Source organism: Streptococcus sp. NPS 308, from assembly GCF_002355895.1.
Classification (GTDB): Bacteria; Bacillota; Bacilli; order Lactobacillales; family Streptococcaceae; genus Streptococcus.
In genome coordinates this window covers 600,855-618,913 of record NZ_AP017652.1, presented here as the reverse complement: position 1 = coordinate 618,913, position 18,059 = coordinate 600,855, and the positions used below count along the sequence as shown (strand labels likewise).

Here is an 18,059-nt window from a genome sequence, read left to right as displayed (position 1 = left end):
TATTGTTTACGGTTACATTATAACACAAATATGTATTAATATATACTAAAAACTATTAATCTATAAAACTCACAATACTATTAATTCCAACTCATACAAGCCTCTGACTGCATTACAGCCATAGATAGTCTCCGCTTGGTTCAAGTCTGCCAAAGTCAAAACTTTTTCCTCTACCTGTCCTCTTTCCAGCAAATGCTGACGATAAGTTCCTGGTAAAATTCCTAGACTGGTAGGCGGTGTGTAAAGTTTTCCAGCAATTTTCAGAACTAGATTCCCGATAGAGGTTTCTAATAGCTCTCCTGCCACATTATGGTAAATGATTTCCTGTTCCCCTAAGCTCAGGTGCGGTCTGTGAGTGGTTTTGAAGTAGGTAAATGATTGATTCAAATCTGCTTCTTGCAGACAAAGTTTGGCTTTGCAGAAACTTGGACTGAGGGGGGCTAAGATTTGGCGACTGAGTTCTATCTCTCCAGATTTGCTGAGACTAATTCGTAAACGGTAGTCTTGGTGGGAATCACAAGCTTGACACTCTTCCTCTATCTTTTGTCTCAGTTCTTCTAGATCAAAAGGATAAGCAAAATAACGACTCGCCTTTGTCAGTCTTTCCAGATGTTGATCTTCAAATAGCAGGCTCTTCTGGCTGACTCTTCCTGTAGTAATCAATTTGAAACGAGCTTGTTTACGATAGAGAACAGCCGCCTTTTGATGAACTTCTCGGTATTCAGATTCCCAAGTACTATCCCATGTAATCCCTCCGCCAACTCCATAGATGGCTTTCCCTTGATGCAGTTGGATAGTCCGAATGGCGACATTGAAAATTCGTCGCCCATTTGGAAGTAAGAGACCAATCGTTCCACAGTAGACTCCTCTGGGTTGTGGCTCCAAGTCCTTGATGATTTCCATAGTCGCAATTTTCGGTGCTCCTGTGATGGATCCACATGGAAAGAGGGAGCGAAAAATGGCAACCAAGTCCACATCCGGTCGTAACTGACTCTTGATGGTCGAAGTCATTTGCCAAACGGTTGAATACTGCTCCACTTGACACAGACGTTCTACATGCTCACATCCAACTTCAGAAATACGGTTCATATCATTGCGCAAAAGGTCTACAATCATCATATTTTCAGAGCGATTTTTAGGATCCTGTTCTAGCCAACTAGCTTGGGCAAGGTCTTCTTGGTCAGTCACTCCCCGCTGGGTTGTTCCCTTCATTGGACGAGTCGTTAATTCTCGGTCATTTTGCTCAAAAAAGAGTTCTGGACTCATGGAAATCACTGCCATCTCATCATGTTCAACATAGGCATTGTAACCCGCCTCCTGTTCTACCACCATGCGATTGTAGATGGCAAAAGGATTGGCACTTAGGTCTTGCTTGAGTTGGACGGTGTAGTTGACCTGATAGGTGTCCCCCTGACGCAAATGATGGTGAATCTGCCCAATAGCCTTTTCATAGTCTGCTTCAGACGTTACTTCCTGCCACTTTGAAGGCAGATCTACTTCCTCATAAGTCAGTGGAATAGGGGATGTTTCCACCCTATCGTGAACGGTAAAGTAAAGCAAATATTCGCCCAGTAGAGGAAGCTTGTGAACTGCTAGCTTTTCCTCAAAAGCAGGTGCAGCCTCATAGCTGACATAGCCCACGACATAATAGCCTTGCTCTTGGTAGCTTTCCACTTGTGCTAGCAAGTCCGCCACTTCTGCTAAATCTCTCGTTTTTAACTCTTTAATCGGCTGGGTAAAGGTGTATCTCTCCCCCAAAGCCCTAAAATCAATCACTGTTTTTCTATGCATATCTTAAGTATAGCACAAAAAGGCAGATACAGACAAAGCTGATCTACCTTTTTAGTCATTTCGACTTTATAACGATGTTTTGGTAAATAAATTTCCAGAGAATCCATCTGATTTTTGAAGGAGCTGTTTGTAAACCTTCCATTTAAGATCTTCAGTATTTTTATAATGATTCTTTATATTTGGATTTTCCAAGCTATCTAGGTCTTTTTGAACAGCTTCATCAAATAAGGACTTTAACTCAGCATAAGTAGAGATAGATCTGCCATTGATTTCGATTGTAGTGAAGCCGTTTTGAGCTTTGTCATAGACTTCTTTATACCAATGTTTCTTCCATGCTTCAAGAGTATCAAATTGCCCATTAGAGATTTTCTTGATAATGAAGTCATCACCCAACAACCCTTTGTTTTCATTGTTAGCTTCCGCCTTATATTTGTTTGAAGCGTAACCAATAAATCCGTTAAGATAACCATAGTATCCCCACATACGGAAAGCATTATGTTTGAATGAAATCGAACCAACTGTACTCTTGCTAGTATTACCACCAAAGATACCCGACATCATATTTACGGTTTGGTAAGCACTGTCAAAACCTTCCGAACGATAACGTCCGTTCCCTGGCATACCATGTTTTGTAACGAAGTTATGATCAACCAATTGATCAATGCTCGTAATCGTCAATTTCTTCTCATTATCCGTTAAATCACGTAATTTATCCCATTGATGTGGCTCGCCTTTCAGATTGTTTCGTTCAGCGTTCGTACGCCATTCTCGGTCCATCTTCTTGAACCACTTACTGTTGTCGTCCAAGTGTTTTCCAATAACTGCATCTGCTTCTAGATGGTCCAGCATCATCAGAGCCTCGTTATAGTTCTTCATATAGTGATCAATTTCTTCACGGTTCTTTAACTTATTTGGATCATAATTGTAGATTTGATTGCCATCATTCTGACGTTCATAAGCCATGTTCAAACCTAAGGCGCCGTATTCACCATTTGGATTTGTCAACGATGGTGACTGGAGCATACCTTGCGCAAAGGACTCTAAGTCCGTCCCTTCACGATGATACCAACCGCCATAGTAAGCCATACGATCATTAACATGAGTCGTTTCATGCGTGAAGGCCGATGTACCAAAATCACTTATCAACTCTGTCATAACAAAGTAGACAGCATCTTGCTGATTTGGAGCTGCAAAGATATATGCGTAAGCACCATATCCATACTGATAGCCATGATATTTATGAATCCGTCCAAAGAACTCTCGAATCGGAGCATAATCTGGTTTCCCATCCTTGTGACCATATCGGTTTGCCCAACCGATACCAGGCGCATCATGATTGTCCCAAACAGGTGTTGGAACACTATTTTCACTCTTGAGGAGCTTATTACGTACATTATCAGCAGCTAATTTTGACCAAAAGTCTAAGTAGTTCACCTGCTCTTTTGCTCTCTTATTGATTTCACTCTTGAAGGCTTCACGAGCCTCCTCAGTATTTTTACCATATTTTTCAAAAGCACTAAAAGAAATGGTATTATAGGTCGAAATCATGAAGAGATGCGAGTTCTTCAAGTTTAATAGAGGCAAAATCATCCGACCATGCACGCCATTATTAATCCCTTCATACAGACGATACTTCTTATGAGCAAAATCGGGGTTCAGTGATGGCTGTTCTACCACATAAGCATTCTTTTCAATTGCCTTTTTAAACCAAACATTCATATCGGTTTCATTTGTAAACAATTTCATGTTATATGTTAGAAACTCATGAAGGCTTCCTTTACCTGTAGCACCTGCAATCACTCGACTATACGCATCTTGGGATTGGTCGCCCTTAAGATTGTTCTCTTTTGAGCCGATAGTGATCAAGCGATCTAAGACATTCACGTTCTTACCATAAAAATCTGGTTTAAACATCATAATATCTTTGATCGACAATTCATCATATTTAATGCCATAGTATTGGTTCAAATAAGCAAGCCCCATCATAATGTTGGCCTTATTGTCTTTAACTTTCTTAATGAAAGCACGTTGAGCTGCTTCATCATCATTTAGTTGATGATCTTCATTTTCAACAATTTGTTTCACCAAGTTTCCAAGATTTTGTTTTACTTCATCAAAACTTTCTTCTAAGAATAAATCGCGAATGTAACCATTTTTTCGTTCATCCGTGTTTTCTTGCGGTTTGTTCCGCTTGTCCATTAACGCACGCACTTCAGGTGAAATCAATTCAACACCTGCTAATTTTGCTTTAATATCGTTGATTAATTGTGTTCTATCTTTAACAACCATGTTTGGTGTATAGACAACATCACCTAATCCTTCAATACTATATTCACGAACTTGTTGGACTTGAGAATCAGCTTTACGTGTGACAACTTTTTCTTCCTTAGTACCATCAGCATAATGAATCATAATATGATCAACATCTGACAAGTCAGTTACAAATTGCCCATCTTTCATACCTGTAACAGAAAGAACTTCTTTCGTAACCAAGTTTGAACTAGCTTCCAATTTATTGGCCTGATTGACAATCCACTCCTTATTATAGAAAGGTTGTAATTTTTCGATATTGCGATAAGCAAGTTCCCGGTCAATTCTGTAGTCTTGAGTATCTTTATAGGTCTTATCTAATGATTTCGTATTGTTAAGAGTGTCCTCAATTAGAGGTTTAATTTCAAACTTATCAGCAGTGATTCCCATTGCATCAATCTTGGTATTAGCTTCTTCGAGACTAATTTCCCTAATTCTATGTGAACGAGAATATTTGAACGAATGTTTACCCGCACTAACATCTTTTACAACAAAGTTTCTTTCAAGAGCATTATTCGTGAAGTATCCCCCATCGTAATCAATATCACCGGAACCATAGAATTCTTCACCGTTCTCAACTTTCATCATTGAAACATTATTTTCAAGTTTGCCCCATACCCAGTTCTTACTGATGAAACCTCCAACATCTACAGGTGATTTAACTTTAATTGTTCCTTTAGCAACTGAATTTCGTACAGTCCCATATTTACCGATGCCATTAGGGTCCGAACTATTGTCAACAGTAGACGCAAGACCAGCAACCCGAGCCTTAGTTGCTGTAATATCAGCTTCTACATATGTTTTATTCGCATGGCCTTTCCAAATCTCACCCACAATACCAGCAAGATTCCATCCTTTATCCCCAACACCATCAATTTTACCAATGAAAGCAACATTATTAACTTTAGCGCCCTCACCATCTAATTTATTAACCACACCAGCAATATCATTTTTCGCAATAATATGGCCTGTAACTTTGACATTTTCGATTACAGCATTTTTAACAATTCTTGCAACGGGTGCAATATTTTCTGCCCAAGGCATATTAATATTCACATTGCCAAGATTGATATTCTTCACAGAAGCATTTTCAATACGCTCAAACAATGGTCGAGCGATATTATGAATGGTATACTGTTTTCCATCAACACTTGTTAAATGACCATTAAATACACCTGGTACATATTGTTTATTTGGAGTTGGAACATTTGCTGCGTTCAAATCTGCACCAAGCTTAAACGTCCCCTTACGATTAGCCTGCATAGCTTTTACCAATTCATTGAAATCGTAGTAGACATTCTCTTCGTGAGATTTTGGCTTGGCAAAATAATGAACATATTCTTCACTGAGTTCATTACCATTAGTATGCTGAACTAGATCAGGAGCTTTAGCAGTGACCTTGTATAGTGTTTTTCCATCGACAGTAACTTCTTCGATTTTATCCACAGCAAGACGGGTCACCTTATTATCATGCGTAGCGATTTTTAGATAGTATGGTTTTACATCAGTTGGAACAGAAGTTAAGAAGCTACTATCCGTTTCAACACCATCAGTATCAACACTTATTAAGCTTGTTTCTTTAATATTTTTGACTTCAACTTTTTTGAGGTCAATTCTTAGTGGTTCTTCCCTTAGAATTTCTTCTTCATCACCTTCACCACGGTCATAAACCATTTTGGTTTCGAGTTTATAATCCTTATAGTACTGCAAATCTGTCAGGCTAGCTGTTAAGTTGTCTGGTGAAATAGTCAAAGTTTTGACAATCTCATCACCTTTTTTCAGAGTTAAGGTGATAGATTTAATGGCTACCTTACTTGGATTTTCTAGACTATACTTAACATCTGAAGTACGCTTCAAATCCTTAGGCTCAACTGCTGTGATGGTCAATACTGGTTTTTCAAAGTTTTTAGTTCCTAATTTGACGATACGATCTTGATCCAACTCCAAAACCTGTTCGACAACTTTCGGTGCTTCTTCAGTTTTTAAACCTTTGATAGTTTTGTAAGTCTTTATAACCTTTTTCTGTCCGTCTTTTCCTTCTTGGACAGTAACTCTTTCACCTTTTTTCAGTTGGTCATCTTCTTTAACAACTTCCTTAAATGGAATCTTTTCAAGACTTTCTTCTACCAGAGTTCCTTCAATTGGTTTTGTACCACGACTTATTTTTTTAGTAACCGGTTCTTTGATGACAGTGGTTGTTGTATTTAAAACTTGATCAGTCTCAATACCGTCGAGAGCCTTATAAGTCGTTTTGGTAATTTGACTACCCTTTTCTCCATCTTGGATGACAGTTTCTTCGTCCGTATACTTGGTTGGATCTTCGATAATTTCTATCTTATAGTCAATCTCCGTAGTGGTTTCTTTCGTAACCGCGCCCTCAGCTACTTTATATTCAGGTAACTTTTCTTGAACTACCGACTCACCTTCTTTACCCGTTTCCTGAGTACCTTTGGCTTCAAGCTTGCCTGTATATTCTGCCTGTGGTTCTTGAACTAAAGACTCGCCCTTTTTACCTGGCTCCTGAGTACCTTTAGCTTCAAGCTTGCCTGTATATTCCGCCTGTGGTTCTTGAACTAAAGACTCGCCCTCTTTTCCTGGCTCCTGAGTACCTTTAGCTTCAAGCTCACCTGTATATTCCGCCTGTGGTTCTTGAACTAAAGACTCACCCTCTTTGCCTGGTTCCTGAGTACCTTTAGCTTCAAGCTCACCTGTATATTCCGCCTGTGGTTCTTGAACTAAAGACTCACCCTCTTTGCCTGGTTCCTGAGTACCTTTAGCTTCAATCTTGCCTGTATATTCCGCCTGTGGTTCTTGTACTAAGGATTCTCCCTCTTTGCCTGGTTCTTGAGTACCTTTAGCCTCAACTTTTCCAGTATATGCTTCTTGTGGTTCTTGAGCTAAAGACTCGCCCTCTTTACCAGGTTCTTGAGTGCCTTTAGCCTCAACCTTTCCAGTATATGCTGCTTGCGGTTCTTGAACTAAAGATTCGCCTTTTTTACTGCTTGTGTTGATAGTCGATTTTGATTCTTTAAAGTAACCAACATACTCATATCCTTCAATATGAATAACACCTTTAGCCAAACCTTCATGTGTAGATGCAGAAATAGTTTGGTTATAAGAAAGCAATTCTTTATTTTCAAATGCAAAGGCAGTAAAAGGTACAAAATTGCTGATGCAGATAGAGCTGATTAACAGAATCCCAAGTACTTTACTACGGTGTTTCTTAGAAACTAATAGAACCGCTAGTGAGGCTGTTGCCAATCCAAGACCTGCCAAAGCAAGCTCCTTACTTCCTGTATATGGAAGTTGTTGACTGTTAGTCTCCTTCTTGCGATAAACTACATAAATAATATCTTCATCTTGAAATTCTGTAGGAACCTCATGATGAATCAAGGCTTTTTCAGACTCGGTCAATTCCTGCTCCGCCAAATAACGGTAATGAACACTATGAGCACCACCGACTTCATTGGCGTGCACCTTATCTACTGAAAGGGTACTGGCACCAAAAAGGAAGGCACCAATGGCTACAGGACCTACCCCAACAGTTAGCTTACGAATGGAATATTTGGTAATTTTTTCTAGTTGTTGTTTTGTTTTTTTCATTCTCATGACTTTCTGATAGAATCTTCTGGATACTGCGCACGCGCACCACCAATGAGTTTTGGACGGCTAGCTAGAGCCGTTACATGGGCATACCCAATTTCACGCAGTACAGGGCGAATCGGAACCTGAACATGCTTGACATGCATGCCAATTGCAGTGTCTCCGATATCCAATCCAGCATGAGCCTTGATAAATTCAACTTCAACTGGATCTTGCATAAACTTGAAGGCTGCCAACTGGCCTGAACCTCCTGCATGGAGACTAGGAAGGACGCTGACCATTTCCAGACCAAACTGCTCTGCCACCTGACGTTCAACGACGAGGGCCCGATTGACATGTTCACAACCTTGAACAGCTAGATGAATTCCTTTTTCCTCTAGAATATCTAGGATGGTCTTCACAATGATTTCGCCAATTTCTTGGCTGGATTCCTTGCCAATCTGACCACCTATCACCTCACTAGAAGAAAGGCCCAAAACAAAGATAGCTCCTTGCTTCAAATTAGCCTTGTCTATTACATCTTCTACAATCTGGCTTGTTGCTCTTTGAATGTCTTTTTCCTTCATACTTGATACCTCTTTTGTCATTATCTATCATATCGTTTTTTCTACGTTTTAGCAAGATAGACAACCTAGAAAGCTTGCCCAATTACGCATAAAACTCCCAGAATTGACTGGGAGTTAGCTAGTTTCTATTCCATTTATGTATATTTCAACTGTCGTACCTTTTGAGGGAATAGAATCAATCTTCATTTGGTAATCTTCTCCAAAATGAAGTTTGAGCCGTTGGTCAACATTTTGAAGACCAACTCCCCCACGTTTGAGCTGACTTTGACTACTATCGCTAGTAGCTTGGAAACCAACACCATCATCCTCAATGCGGATGATTAGTCCTGAATCCTTTTTCTGGACGGAAACTTTAATATGTCCCTGTCCATCTTTCTCCTTGATGCCGTGATAAAGGGCATTTTCTACAAGGGGTTGTAGCACCAGTTTAGGCAAGACTAAATTATCAAAGTCAGGATCTTCAGCAATTTCATACTCCAGCTTTTCCCCATAACGTTGTTTCTGGATAAAGAGGTACTGGCGAACATGATTGATTTCATCAGACAGGAAAATCAAGTCCTTTCCTTGATTGAGCGCCAAGCGGAAATAGGTTGCCAAGGACTTGGTCACCTGAACCACTCGCTGACTATCCTGAAATTCAGCCATCCAGATGATAGTGTCCAAAGTATTATAGAGAAAATGCGGATTGATCTGACTTGACAAGGCTTGAAGTTCATACTGACGGGTCGTTTCTTCCTGCCTGCGAATAGCTGCCATCAACTGATCAATCTGATCCAACATAGCATTGAACTGTCGAGTCACTTCTCTCAGTTCATGGGCACCAGTTTCCTTGGCACGCAGATTCTGACCACCAGAAGCAATTTTCAGCATGGTTTCTCTCAAATCCTTCAAAGGAGCAATCCAGCGTTTGAGACTGAACCACACCAAGCAGAGACAGGCAAGAAGAGATGTAACACTAGCAGCAAGCAAGGTCCACATGAGTTGACTCCGAACCTGATCTAACTTCTCCAGTGAAGACACGCCTATAACCGTCCAATCAGTTCCTGCTATCTTTTCCTGACTGACGTAGGATTGGTGATCTGGAGTATAGCCCTGCCCTGTCTCAATATAGGGTTTCATGGCTTCCATTTCACTCGCTGAGCTATAGACAGTACGTTTAGGATGGTATACAAATTCATGCTTTTCATTGATGATAAAGGCAAAACCCTGCTGGCCCAACTGGAGTTGGTTGAGATAGGCTTCCAGAGTTTCGTAGGAAATATCCAAACGAAGCACCCCAAGATTGGCTCCCTTTGCATCAACAAGTTCCTGAGTGACAGAAATGACCCACTGGCTATCCGATTTACGAGCTGGGGTTAAAACTGGCTTAGCTCCCTGATGAATAGCCTTTTGATACCAATCCTCAGCCATCATATCTGAGGAAGTTTTCATCTGCACACTGTCATCAGTGGAAATGACCTGACCAGACTTGGTTACCAACACCACCGTTTTCAAGTCTTGGTCTGCCTTTAAGATCGTCAAAAACAGATCTCGGATTCCCTTGACTTGGTCTTGATTAGGATTCTCAGCATAGGCTAACAAATCCTCCTGCTGGGTCAAACTGGTAGAGGTGGTTTCTAATTTTTTGATATAAGACTGAATAAAGTGGCTAGTTTGGCTGATGGTCGTTTGACTATTGCCTTCAATGGTAGCCTCAATGGCTGAAGAACTAGATTGATAGTAGAAAGTCCCAACCACAGCTAGGAGAATGAGAAAGACCAGAAAGATGGAAATAACCATTCTGACTAGGAGAGAAGAACGCTTCATCGACCTTCCCCCTTCTTAAACTGACGAGGGGTCACACCTGCAATCTGTTTAAAGCGTTGGGTAAAGTAGTTCATATCTTCAAAACCAACCTTTTCGGCTATCTCATAAATCTTTAAATCCGTTGTCAATAGCAAGAGCTTGGCTTGTTTGACACGCTCTCGCACCAAATAATCCTGAAAAGGCAGACCCAACTCTTTCTTAATCAAGGAGCTCAGATAAGTCGAACTAAAGCCCAATTCACTGGCCAAAGACTTTAAACTAAATTGGCTGTCAGCTAGATGAGACTGGATCTTCTGGGCTATGTTTCCTTCAAACTTATCGGTCAGTAAATCTTGTAACTGCTCTTCCTTCTCTTCCTTATCTAGTTTTTGCTTGATTTTCCCCAACATTTCCTCAATATCCTGACGAGAAAAGGGCTTGAGCAGATAGTCATCGACACCTAGTTTGACGGCAGACAAGGCATAATCAAAATCATCGTAACCAGTCAAAAAGACCAAATGCACTTGTGGATAGGTTTCTCGTACCAGACTGGCCAACTGGATGCCATTTAGCTGAGGCATGTTGATATCGGTTAAAATGATATCCGGCACTTGTTGTTGAATCAATTCCCAAGCCTGTCTTCCATTTTCAGCCTGACCGATGATTTCCATATCGTAGGCTGCTACATTGACCAGTTTGGTCAAGCCTTGTCTTACTAGATACTCATCTTCTACGATTAAGATTGTGTAGGTCATGCTCGGCTCCTTTGTCACTTACTAGTATCAGTATAGCAAAATTCTTCTCTAAGTGCTTAGGAAAGACTTCTTAATCAACATAATCTAGTAAATAAGCATAGCCTTTTTCTGCCATTTGGTCTTTGGGAATAAAGCGGATAGAAAGACTATTGATACAGTAGCGCAAGCCCCCCTTATCCTGTGGTCCATCCGTAAAGACATGGCCAAGGTGAGAATCTCCAACTCGGCTTCTCACTTCCATACGCGTCATATTGTAAGACTTATCTTCCTTGTAGGTGGCAACATCTGGACTGATGGGTTGAGTGAAACTAGGCCATCCGCAACCAGACTCAAACTTATCCTTTGATGAAAAGAGGGGTTCGCCAGTTGCCACATCCACATAGATACCAGATTCAAATTTATCCCAGTAGCGATTTGAAAAAGCTCGTTCTGTTTGATTTTTCTGGGTAACTGCATACTCCTCAGGTGACAAGGTCTTTTTCAATTCTTCATCGCTTGGTTTGGGATATTTGCTGGCATCGATGACGGGATAGGCAGCTTGATTGACATTGATATGACAGTAGCCATTTGGATTTTTCTTGAGGTAGTCTTGGTGGTAATCCTCAGCCACTACAAAATTCTTCAAGTTTTCCTTTTCAACTGCCAAAGGTTGATCGTATTTCTTAGCCACCTCATCAAAGACTTGGTTGATTACTTCCAAATCCTTGTCATCTGTGTAATAGACACCAGTACGGTACTGGGTCCCCACATCATTTCCTTGTTTATTTTTGCTGGTTGGATTGATAATGCGGAAGTAATGAAGCAAGATTTCCTTGAGGGAAATTTGATTAGCATCATAGGTGACATGGACGGTTTCCGCATGTCCTGTTTGGTTAATCAATTCGTACTTGGTTGTTTCCCCTCTACCATTTGCATAGCCTGAAACGGCATCTGTCACTCCGGGCACGCGTGAGAAGTATTCCTCCACTCCCCAGAAACATCCCCCAGCTAGATAAATTTCGTGCAAGTCTGCGTCTTTACTCACTTCTGTTTTTTTCACTGTTTTTCCTCCTTGGCTAACTGATGCTTTCTCAATTTGCGAGCTATCTGTCTGCCCTGCATTTCGCATCAATAGAAAATAGAAACCGGTTAGGACTAGGAGAATGACCCCTGCCAAGACAAAAAGTTTTACTTTATCATTCATAGCCTTTCTCTACCCCATTTCCTTTAATGTTTTTAAAATCATATCCTTATCCATAAAACCTGGTTGCGTTTTGACCAGCTTGCCTTCCTTGTCTATAAAGGCTTGAGTAGGGTAAGAACGAACACCATAACTTTCCAAAAGTTTGCCTGACGGATCAATTAAAACCGGTAAATTTTTATAATCTAATCCCTTGTACCAGTTCTTAAAGTCTGCTTCCGCTTGTTCTCCCTTGTGACCAGGAGACACCACTGTCAAGACCACATAGTCATCACCAGCATCCTTAGCAATTTCATCCGTATCTGGAAGACTGGCTAAACAGATAGAACACCAAGAAGCCCAGAATTTAAGATAGACTTTCTTGCCTTTGTAGTCAGATAAACGATAGGTCTTACCATCTACTCCTGTTAGTTCAAAATCAGCAACCGCCTGACCTTTAGTCGCAGTTTGCGCACCGACTTGTTCTGTTTTGTTTTGCTCCTTCATAGTAGCTTCGTCTGACATATTTTTAGCCGAACAAGCTGCCAAGCAACAGATGGAGCCTACTCCAAGGAGACATGTTTGCCATTTTTTCATTTCTTTTTCCTCCCTATTCAAATAATGTAGTCAAAATGGAAGCATTTCCCAAAAGCACCAAGATTCCCATCACGATAATGAGGAAACCACCCACTTTTTTGAGGGTTCCGAGATAAGGATGGAGTTTTCGGAAATGTTTTAAAACATAACTGGAAGCAAGAGCTAGAACCAAAAATGGTAGCGCCAATCCCAGCGTGTAAACCAACATGAGACCAGCTCCCTGCCAAGCACCTGAGCCACCTGAAGCCGCTAAGGCCAAAACAGACCCCAGAACTGGCCCTACACATGGAGTCCAAGCAAAACTAAAGGTCAACCCCAGTAAAAATGCCTGACTATAGCCGTTACCCTTTTGCCCCTGTCTCTTTAATTGTAGCCTTTTTTCCTTGTAAAGCCCCTGCAAATGTAAGACTTCCATCTGGTGCAAGCCTAAGAGAATGATAACCGCACCCGTCACATACTGAAACCAAGAAGCATAAAGAAAATTGCCTAAAAAACCAGCTCCATAACCCAGTAAGATAAAGATAAAAGAAATCCCTGCTATAAAGGCCAATGTTCGCAATAAACTAACAAGTGAGATTGAAAATTTTCCACTAGAAGCCTGAGCATCATTCTTATCATCCAACAAGACCCCTGCATAGACCGGTAACAAGGGTAAAATACAAGGAGAAAAGAAGGAAAGAATTCCAGCAAAAAAAACACTGATAAAAAAGATTACATTGTCCATTGCCTTCCTCCATTCTTTGATTTGATAGGACTATTATAGCTCCAAAACCCCAGAAAAAACAGGGACAATGATAGGAAAAAATAGGAATTTAATCAGTTTATTCAGAAATCTGGCACAAAAAAAGCCAGACAAGGTCTGACTTTGATAGAAACAGAAAAGAAAATCACCTATCTTCCCTGCTTATCTGGTAATAAATAAGATCCGCAACATAGTCTTTTCTCTCCACACCATTGGCAATGGTTTTTAGATAAGACATTCCCGCTTTTTCCATCACACGGCCTGAAGCTGGGTTGAGACTGGCGTAACGAGCTCTGACTTTTTGAAAGCCTGCTTGAGTAAAACAAAAGTCTAAGACAGCTTTCAAGGCTTCTGTCATCATACCTCGGCCCCAATAATCTTTTCCTAAAACATAGCCAATTTCACAACTTGAATCTTTCTCATTCATCTCAACGATGCTGATATCTCCTATCACTTGCTCAGGATTTTCTTTGAGACAAATGGCCCATTTGTAATAGTTGGGATTGACATAAGAAGCAACCCAATTGCGAATCGAATTCCGAGTCACCTCAACATCAGGATGAGGATCCCAGGTGACATAGGTCAGATTCTCAGCAGACGAAGCCCAATTTTGAAACATGGCTTCCGCATCACTCTCCACAAATCTTCTCAAGATTAAACGCTCTGTCTGTAACATTTGCGTACCGATTGCTTTCATAATGTTACCTCGCTTTCTTATTTCTAGGCTCAGGGTAAAAAGACTATACTCAGTAACAGCTAGAAAACAAGTTTTTCATTTAGTTACTTGACGCAGTCGCTGTCTGGTTTGAAATGCACTTTACCAAGCTTTTTCAAACCTAGTCATCGTTGCGGGGGTGAGACAACGAAAATCGAACTCTACGAGTTACCGAATCTGCCTCGCTTTCTCGTTTCTAGACTCAGGGTAAAAAGGTCTACAGGACCTTCCTCGCTTTCTCATTTCTAGACTCGGGCTGAAAAGGTCCCCAGGACTAACTCTCACTTTTTTATTTCAAGGTGAGAGGCTAAAAACCTCCACTGGAGATTTTTACTCCCAAAAGTCATCAAATACGGTGATTGGTAGGTGGCGTTTGTGTTGGCCTTTATGCCACCAGTTTTCAATAGTCGCTTGGGATTCTGGGCTGATTGTTTTGCCTTCAAGGTAGTCATCAATTTCATTGTAAGTGACTCCCAAGGCTACTTCGTCTGCAATACCTGGTTTTTCTTCTTCCAAATCTGCTGTTGGGATTTTTTCATAAAGTGCTGGGTCTGCACCAAGTTCCTTCAAGAGTTGTTTTCCTTGGCGTTTATTGAGGCGGTAAAGTGGAAGAATATCCGCACCGCCATCACCAAACTTGGTAAAGAAACCTGTGATATTTTCCGCAGCATGGTCTGTTCCAATGACCGCTCCGCTATGGGCACCCGCAAGGGCATATTGGGCAATCATACGACTACGAGCTTTAATATTACCCTTGTTAAAGTCTGAAACAGGACTTCCTGCCGCTTCAACTGCAGCTGTCATGGCATCAGCTGATTCCTTGATATTCACAACCAAGCTGACATCTGGCTGGATGAAAGCGAGAGCTTTTTGTGCATCTGCTTCATCAGCTTGCACGCCATATGGCAGGCGGACAGCGATAAATTGGTAGCTGTCATCTCCTGTCTCTGCTCTCATTTCTTCCATGGCTAATTGTGCTAAGCGCCCTGCTAAGGTTGAGTCTTGTCCTCCAGAAATCCCCAGTACAAAAGTTTTAAGAAAGGGGTGTTTTTTCAAGTATTTCTTTAAGAAGTCAATGGAACGACGAATTTCCTCCTGGGCGTCAATCACTGGTTTAACCTCTAGTTGCTGGATAATGGTCTCTTGCAAACTCATTCTTCTTCTCCTTCGCCAAGGGCCTCCTTGCGCATCTTGTCAATCAAGTCCATCTTATCTTGCCAAATATCACGCGCCAAGTCCACTGGATAGTGCTGCGGATTGAGCACGCGCTTGTACTCATCCCATAGCTTGTCAAATTCCTTGCGAGCATAGGACTGAATCTCAGTCAAACTAGGCAAGTTGTAAACTAATGTTCCTTCTTTGAAAATATCCACCAAGAGAGGAACGGCATCAAAATTTCGAACGGTCTTTTTGATGTAGGTATAAGTCGGATGGAACATCTTGATTTCTGTCAGGTCACTCACATCCACACCATCATAAGTAATGTAGTCACCTTCTGACTTGCCTTTTTCACGACTGGTAATCCGCCATACCTGCTTCTTACCTGGTGTCGACACTTTTTCAGCATTGCTTGAAAGCTTGATGGTATTGCGCATCTTACCAGTTTCATCTTCGATAGCTACAATCTTATAAACTGCCCCAAGAGCAGGCTGGTCATAGGCTGTAATCAGCTTGGTTCCGACACCCCAGACATCAATCTTAGCGTGTTGCATTTTGAGGTTAAGAATAGTATTTTCATCGAGGTCATTGGAAGCGTAAATTTTGGCATCTGGGTATCCAGCCTCATCTAACTGTTGGCGAACTTTCTTGGAAATATAGGCTATATCCCCCGAGTCGATACGAACACCTTTAAAATTAATCTTCTCTCCCAGTTCACGCGCTACCTGAATGGCAGCTGGCACACCAATGCGAAGCGTATCATAAGTATCTACTAGAAAGACACAGTCACGATGGGTTGAAGCATAGGCCTTAAAGGCTTCATAGTCGTTTCCATAAACCTGTACCAAGGCATGCGCATGAGTACCCAATACTGGAATACCAAAGAGCTTCCCTGCTCGCACATTGCTAGTCCCGTTGGCTCCACCAATCACGGCTGCGCGTGTTCCCCAGATAGCCGCATCCATTTCTTGCGCACGACGTGTCCCGAATTCCATCAAGGGCTCATCTTCAATGACTGAACGAATACGTGCTGCCTTGGTCGCTATCAAGGTTTGAAAGTTAACGATGTTCAAGAGAGCCGTTTCAACCAATTGACATTGGGCTAGAGGTCCTTCAACCTGCACAATCGGCTCATTAGCAAAAACCAAGTCCCCTTCCTGAGCAGAACGAACCGTTAGTTCTAACTTGAGATTTCGTAGGTAATCCAAGAATTCTCCATGATACCCAAGCGTCTCCAAGTAGGCAATATCGCTATCTGAAAAGCGTAAGTCTTCAAGATAATGTACAATTCTTTCCAAACCAGCAAAAACCGCATAACCGTTGTTGAACGGTTGCTGACGGAAATAGACCTCAAAAACCGCCTTCTTATTGTGAATTCCTTGGTCAAAGTAAACTTGCATCATGTTGATCTGGTACAAGTCCGTGTGCAATGTCAAACTATCATCTGGATACATATGTTTTCCTTCTTCCTACTTTACAAAGGTATGAACGTATTCTACCACTTTCACACCATCCGATAAATTAGTACTATTATAACACATTTTACCGAGATGGATAAAAAGCTAACAAGCTATTCTCCGTTCTCCAGTTCATCCATATCTCGCTCAAACCTTTTTTGAGCCCATTCGCCATAACTTTTAAGTCCTAGATTGCCGATAAAAACCCAAGGAAGGTAAATCAGATAAGTAATGGCCCAAGCAGACAAGTATTTAACGTTCAGAGGATTGTGCTGATAAATTTCGATATTGAATTGATAATTCTGCAACATCAAAAGAGTTGTAATAGCGAGAGTCACCAGCAAACACCCTAAAATTGTAAAATGAAAACGACTATAGTAGTTCACACCCAAATCTCGAGCACGGCCGAAAAAGTAAGAAGTTCCAATAATGATAATGATGAGAATCATTCTCGGATTAAAAAGACTTGGTGCTAATACTGCAATCATATAAGATAAAAGCAAGAAAGCTATAGAGATATAGAAACTTTCAGCCCCCGCTTTATTCATCAGTTGTTCTTCTCTTTCGTCTAATAATTGATAATAAAAAAATCTATTTTTCATCTTCTTCCTCCCAAACTTGCTGATTTCTGCGATTCAAGTATAGGATAACTCTATCCATAGAAAAACTCCCAACGAGATAGATGATAACTGCTAGAACAACTTTTAGGGAGTACTTCCAAGTCAATAGATTGACCAGTTCCTCGCGATTGCCAACGATATCAATCAATAAAATCACTATAGAGAATACCAAAGCAGATAAAATTCTTTCTTTTCCAGTATTCTCAACAATATCTCGAATGTCAATTCCAACATACATGCGGCGAATAATGGCATACAAACCGACTCCAATCAATAAAAGTAATTCTGGTAAATAGGACAAAAGTGTTAAATTGAAAATATAAACTTTGGCAAAAATTTCCAGTGCCAAAAATAGGCAAATTCCCAAGAGAATTTCTCCTGAAATGTTTCCGTCCAATTTTTCCGTACGTTCATCTTTAATCACAAGTTTCTTTCTATTTTTCATCTTCTTCCTCCCAAAATAATTGATCTAAAGTTTTGCCTAAGCATCTGCAAATAGACTGGCAAAGGGAGAGACTAGGATTGTATTTCCCAGCTTCAATCAAGCCTATAGTCTGCCTAGTAACACCCACAGCCTCTGCCAAATCACCCTGTGTCATATCAAGCTCCACACGAGCTAGTTTTAACTTTAAATTTTTAGCCACTTGCATCCTCCTTCTATTTTTTAAAAAGTTACGCTTCTTTTAAAAACATTATACCATATATCTAACTTAATGCAATATATAAATGTCATTTTGTAATATTTTATTAACAAAAAAACTCTCTATCATCTTACATGATAAAGAGTATTCGTTATTTTAT

Annotated in this window: 14 protein-coding genes; all 14 read right to left on the bottom strand. The window is 40.7% G+C overall.

The window, feature by feature from the left end; all coding sequences use genetic code 11:
* Positions 1 to 69: 69 nt before the first annotated feature.
* On the bottom strand, positions 70 to 1,791 hold the full coding sequence (gene pabB, locus SNAG_RS03315) for an aminodeoxychorismate synthase component I (protein WP_096406520.1): 1,722 nt from the start codon (positions 1,789 to 1,791) through the stop codon (positions 70 to 72).
* Positions 1,792 to 1,857: 66 nt separating this feature from the next.
* Positions 1,858 to 7,704, bottom strand: a complete 5,847-nt coding sequence (locus SNAG_RS03310) for a ZmpA/ZmpB/ZmpC family metallo-endopeptidase (protein WP_172842382.1) — start codon at positions 7,702 to 7,704, stop codon at positions 1,858 to 1,860.
* Positions 7,705 to 7,706: 2 nt separating this feature from the next.
* Entirely contained in the window at positions 7,707 to 8,270 is a 564-nt protein-coding gene (locus SNAG_RS03305) for a TIGR01440 family protein (RefSeq protein ID WP_000659498.1), read from the bottom strand.
* Between the two features lie 114 nt (positions 8,271 to 8,384).
* Positions 8,385 to 10,076: a cache domain-containing sensor histidine kinase gene (locus SNAG_RS03300; protein ID WP_096406515.1), complete on the bottom strand. Its 1,692-nt coding sequence runs from the start codon at positions 10,074 to 10,076 to the stop codon at positions 8,385 to 8,387.
* Positions 10,073 to 10,810: a response regulator transcription factor gene (locus SNAG_RS03295; protein WP_096406513.1), complete on the bottom strand. Its 738-nt coding sequence runs from the start codon at positions 10,808 to 10,810 to the stop codon at positions 10,073 to 10,075. Before SNAG_RS03295 ends, SNAG_RS03300 begins: the two co-directional genes overlap by 4 nt.
* 70 nt (positions 10,811 to 10,880) lie before the next feature.
* A complete protein-coding gene (gene msrB / locus SNAG_RS03290) occupies positions 10,881 to 11,993 on the bottom strand; it encodes a peptide-methionine (R)-S-oxide reductase MsrB (RefSeq protein WP_096406510.1) in 1,113 nt (370 codons plus the stop codon).
* 9 nt (positions 11,994 to 12,002) lie between these two features.
* Entirely contained in the window at positions 12,003 to 12,566 is a 564-nt protein-coding gene (locus SNAG_RS03285) for a redoxin family protein (protein WP_096406507.1), read from the bottom strand.
* A 13-nt stretch (positions 12,567 to 12,579) separates the two neighbouring features.
* Positions 12,580 to 13,290 (bottom strand): thiol-disulfide oxidoreductase-associated membrane protein CcdA2, encoded by a 711-nt coding sequence (gene ccdA2, locus SNAG_RS03280; RefSeq protein ID WP_096406505.1) that lies wholly within the window; start codon positions 13,288 to 13,290, stop codon positions 12,580 to 12,582.
* 163 nt (positions 13,291 to 13,453) lie between these two features.
* The gene (locus SNAG_RS03275; RefSeq protein ID WP_096406502.1) at positions 13,454 to 14,005 is read right to left on the bottom strand and encodes a GNAT family N-acetyltransferase; all 552 of its coding nucleotides are present in this window, start codon (positions 14,003 to 14,005) and stop codon (positions 13,454 to 13,456) included.
* Between the two features lie 348 nt (positions 14,006 to 14,353).
* A complete protein-coding gene (gene nadE, locus SNAG_RS03270; RefSeq protein WP_096406500.1) occupies positions 14,354 to 15,178 on the bottom strand; it encodes an ammonia-dependent NAD(+) synthetase in 825 nt (274 codons plus the stop codon).
* Entirely contained in the window at positions 15,175 to 16,635 is a 1,461-nt protein-coding gene (locus SNAG_RS03265) for a nicotinate phosphoribosyltransferase (RefSeq protein WP_096406497.1), read from the bottom strand. Before SNAG_RS03265 ends, nadE begins: the two co-directional genes overlap by 4 nt.
* A gap of 116 nt (positions 16,636 to 16,751) precedes the next feature.
* The gene (locus SNAG_RS03260) at positions 16,752 to 17,240 is read right to left on the bottom strand and encodes a DUF6773 family protein (RefSeq protein WP_096406495.1); all 489 of its coding nucleotides are present in this window, start codon (positions 17,238 to 17,240) and stop codon (positions 16,752 to 16,754) included.
* A complete protein-coding gene (locus SNAG_RS03255; RefSeq protein ID WP_096406492.1) occupies positions 17,230 to 17,703 on the bottom strand; it encodes a DUF6773 family protein in 474 nt (157 codons plus the stop codon). Before SNAG_RS03255 ends, SNAG_RS03260 begins: the two co-directional genes overlap by 11 nt.
* A complete protein-coding gene (locus SNAG_RS03250) occupies positions 17,693 to 17,902 on the bottom strand; it encodes a helix-turn-helix transcriptional regulator (protein WP_001107501.1) in 210 nt (69 codons plus the stop codon). Before SNAG_RS03250 ends, SNAG_RS03255 begins: the two co-directional genes overlap by 11 nt.
* Positions 17,903 to 18,059 lie beyond the last annotated feature (157 nt).

Excerpts from the sequence above, each read along its gene's own strand:
- pabB (WP_096406520.1), bottom strand. The coding sequence starts at position 1,791 with ATGCATAGAAAAACAGTGATTGATTTTAGGGCTTTGGGGGAGAGATAC.
- SNAG_RS03310 (WP_172842382.1), bottom strand. The coding sequence starts at position 7,704 with ATGAAAAAAACAAAACAACAACTAGAAAAAATTACCAAATATTCCATT.
- SNAG_RS03305 (WP_000659498.1), bottom strand. The coding sequence starts at position 8,270 with ATGAAGGAAAAAGACATTCAAAGAGCAACAAGCCAGATTGTAGAAGAT.
- SNAG_RS03300 (WP_096406515.1), bottom strand. The coding sequence starts at position 10,076 with ATGAAGCGTTCTTCTCTCCTAGTCAGAATGGTTATTTCCATCTTTCTG.
- SNAG_RS03295 (WP_096406513.1), bottom strand. The coding sequence starts at position 10,810 with ATGACCTACACAATCTTAATCGTAGAAGATGAGTATCTAGTAAGACAA.
- msrB (WP_096406510.1), bottom strand. The coding sequence starts at position 11,993 with ATGAATGATAAAGTAAAACTTTTTGTCTTGGCAGGGGTCATTCTCCTA.
- SNAG_RS03285 (WP_096406507.1), bottom strand. The coding sequence starts at position 12,566 with ATGAAAAAATGGCAAACATGTCTCCTTGGAGTAGGCTCCATCTGTTGC.
- ccdA2 (WP_096406505.1), bottom strand. The coding sequence starts at position 13,290 with ATGGACAATGTAATCTTTTTTATCAGTGTTTTTTTTGCTGGAATTCTT.
- SNAG_RS03275 (WP_096406502.1), bottom strand. The coding sequence starts at position 14,005 with ATGAAAGCAATCGGTACGCAAATGTTACAGACAGAGCGTTTAATCTTG.
- nadE (WP_096406500.1), bottom strand. The coding sequence starts at position 15,178 with ATGAGTTTGCAAGAGACCATTATCCAGCAACTAGAGGTTAAACCAGTG.
- SNAG_RS03265 (WP_096406497.1), bottom strand. The coding sequence starts at position 16,635 with ATGTATCCAGATGATAGTTTGACATTGCACACGGACTTGTACCAGATC.
- SNAG_RS03260 (WP_096406495.1), bottom strand. The coding sequence starts at position 17,240 with ATGAAAAATAGATTTTTTTATTATCAATTATTAGACGAAAGAGAAGAA.
- SNAG_RS03255 (WP_096406492.1), bottom strand. The coding sequence starts at position 17,703 with ATGAAAAATAGAAAGAAACTTGTGATTAAAGATGAACGTACGGAAAAA.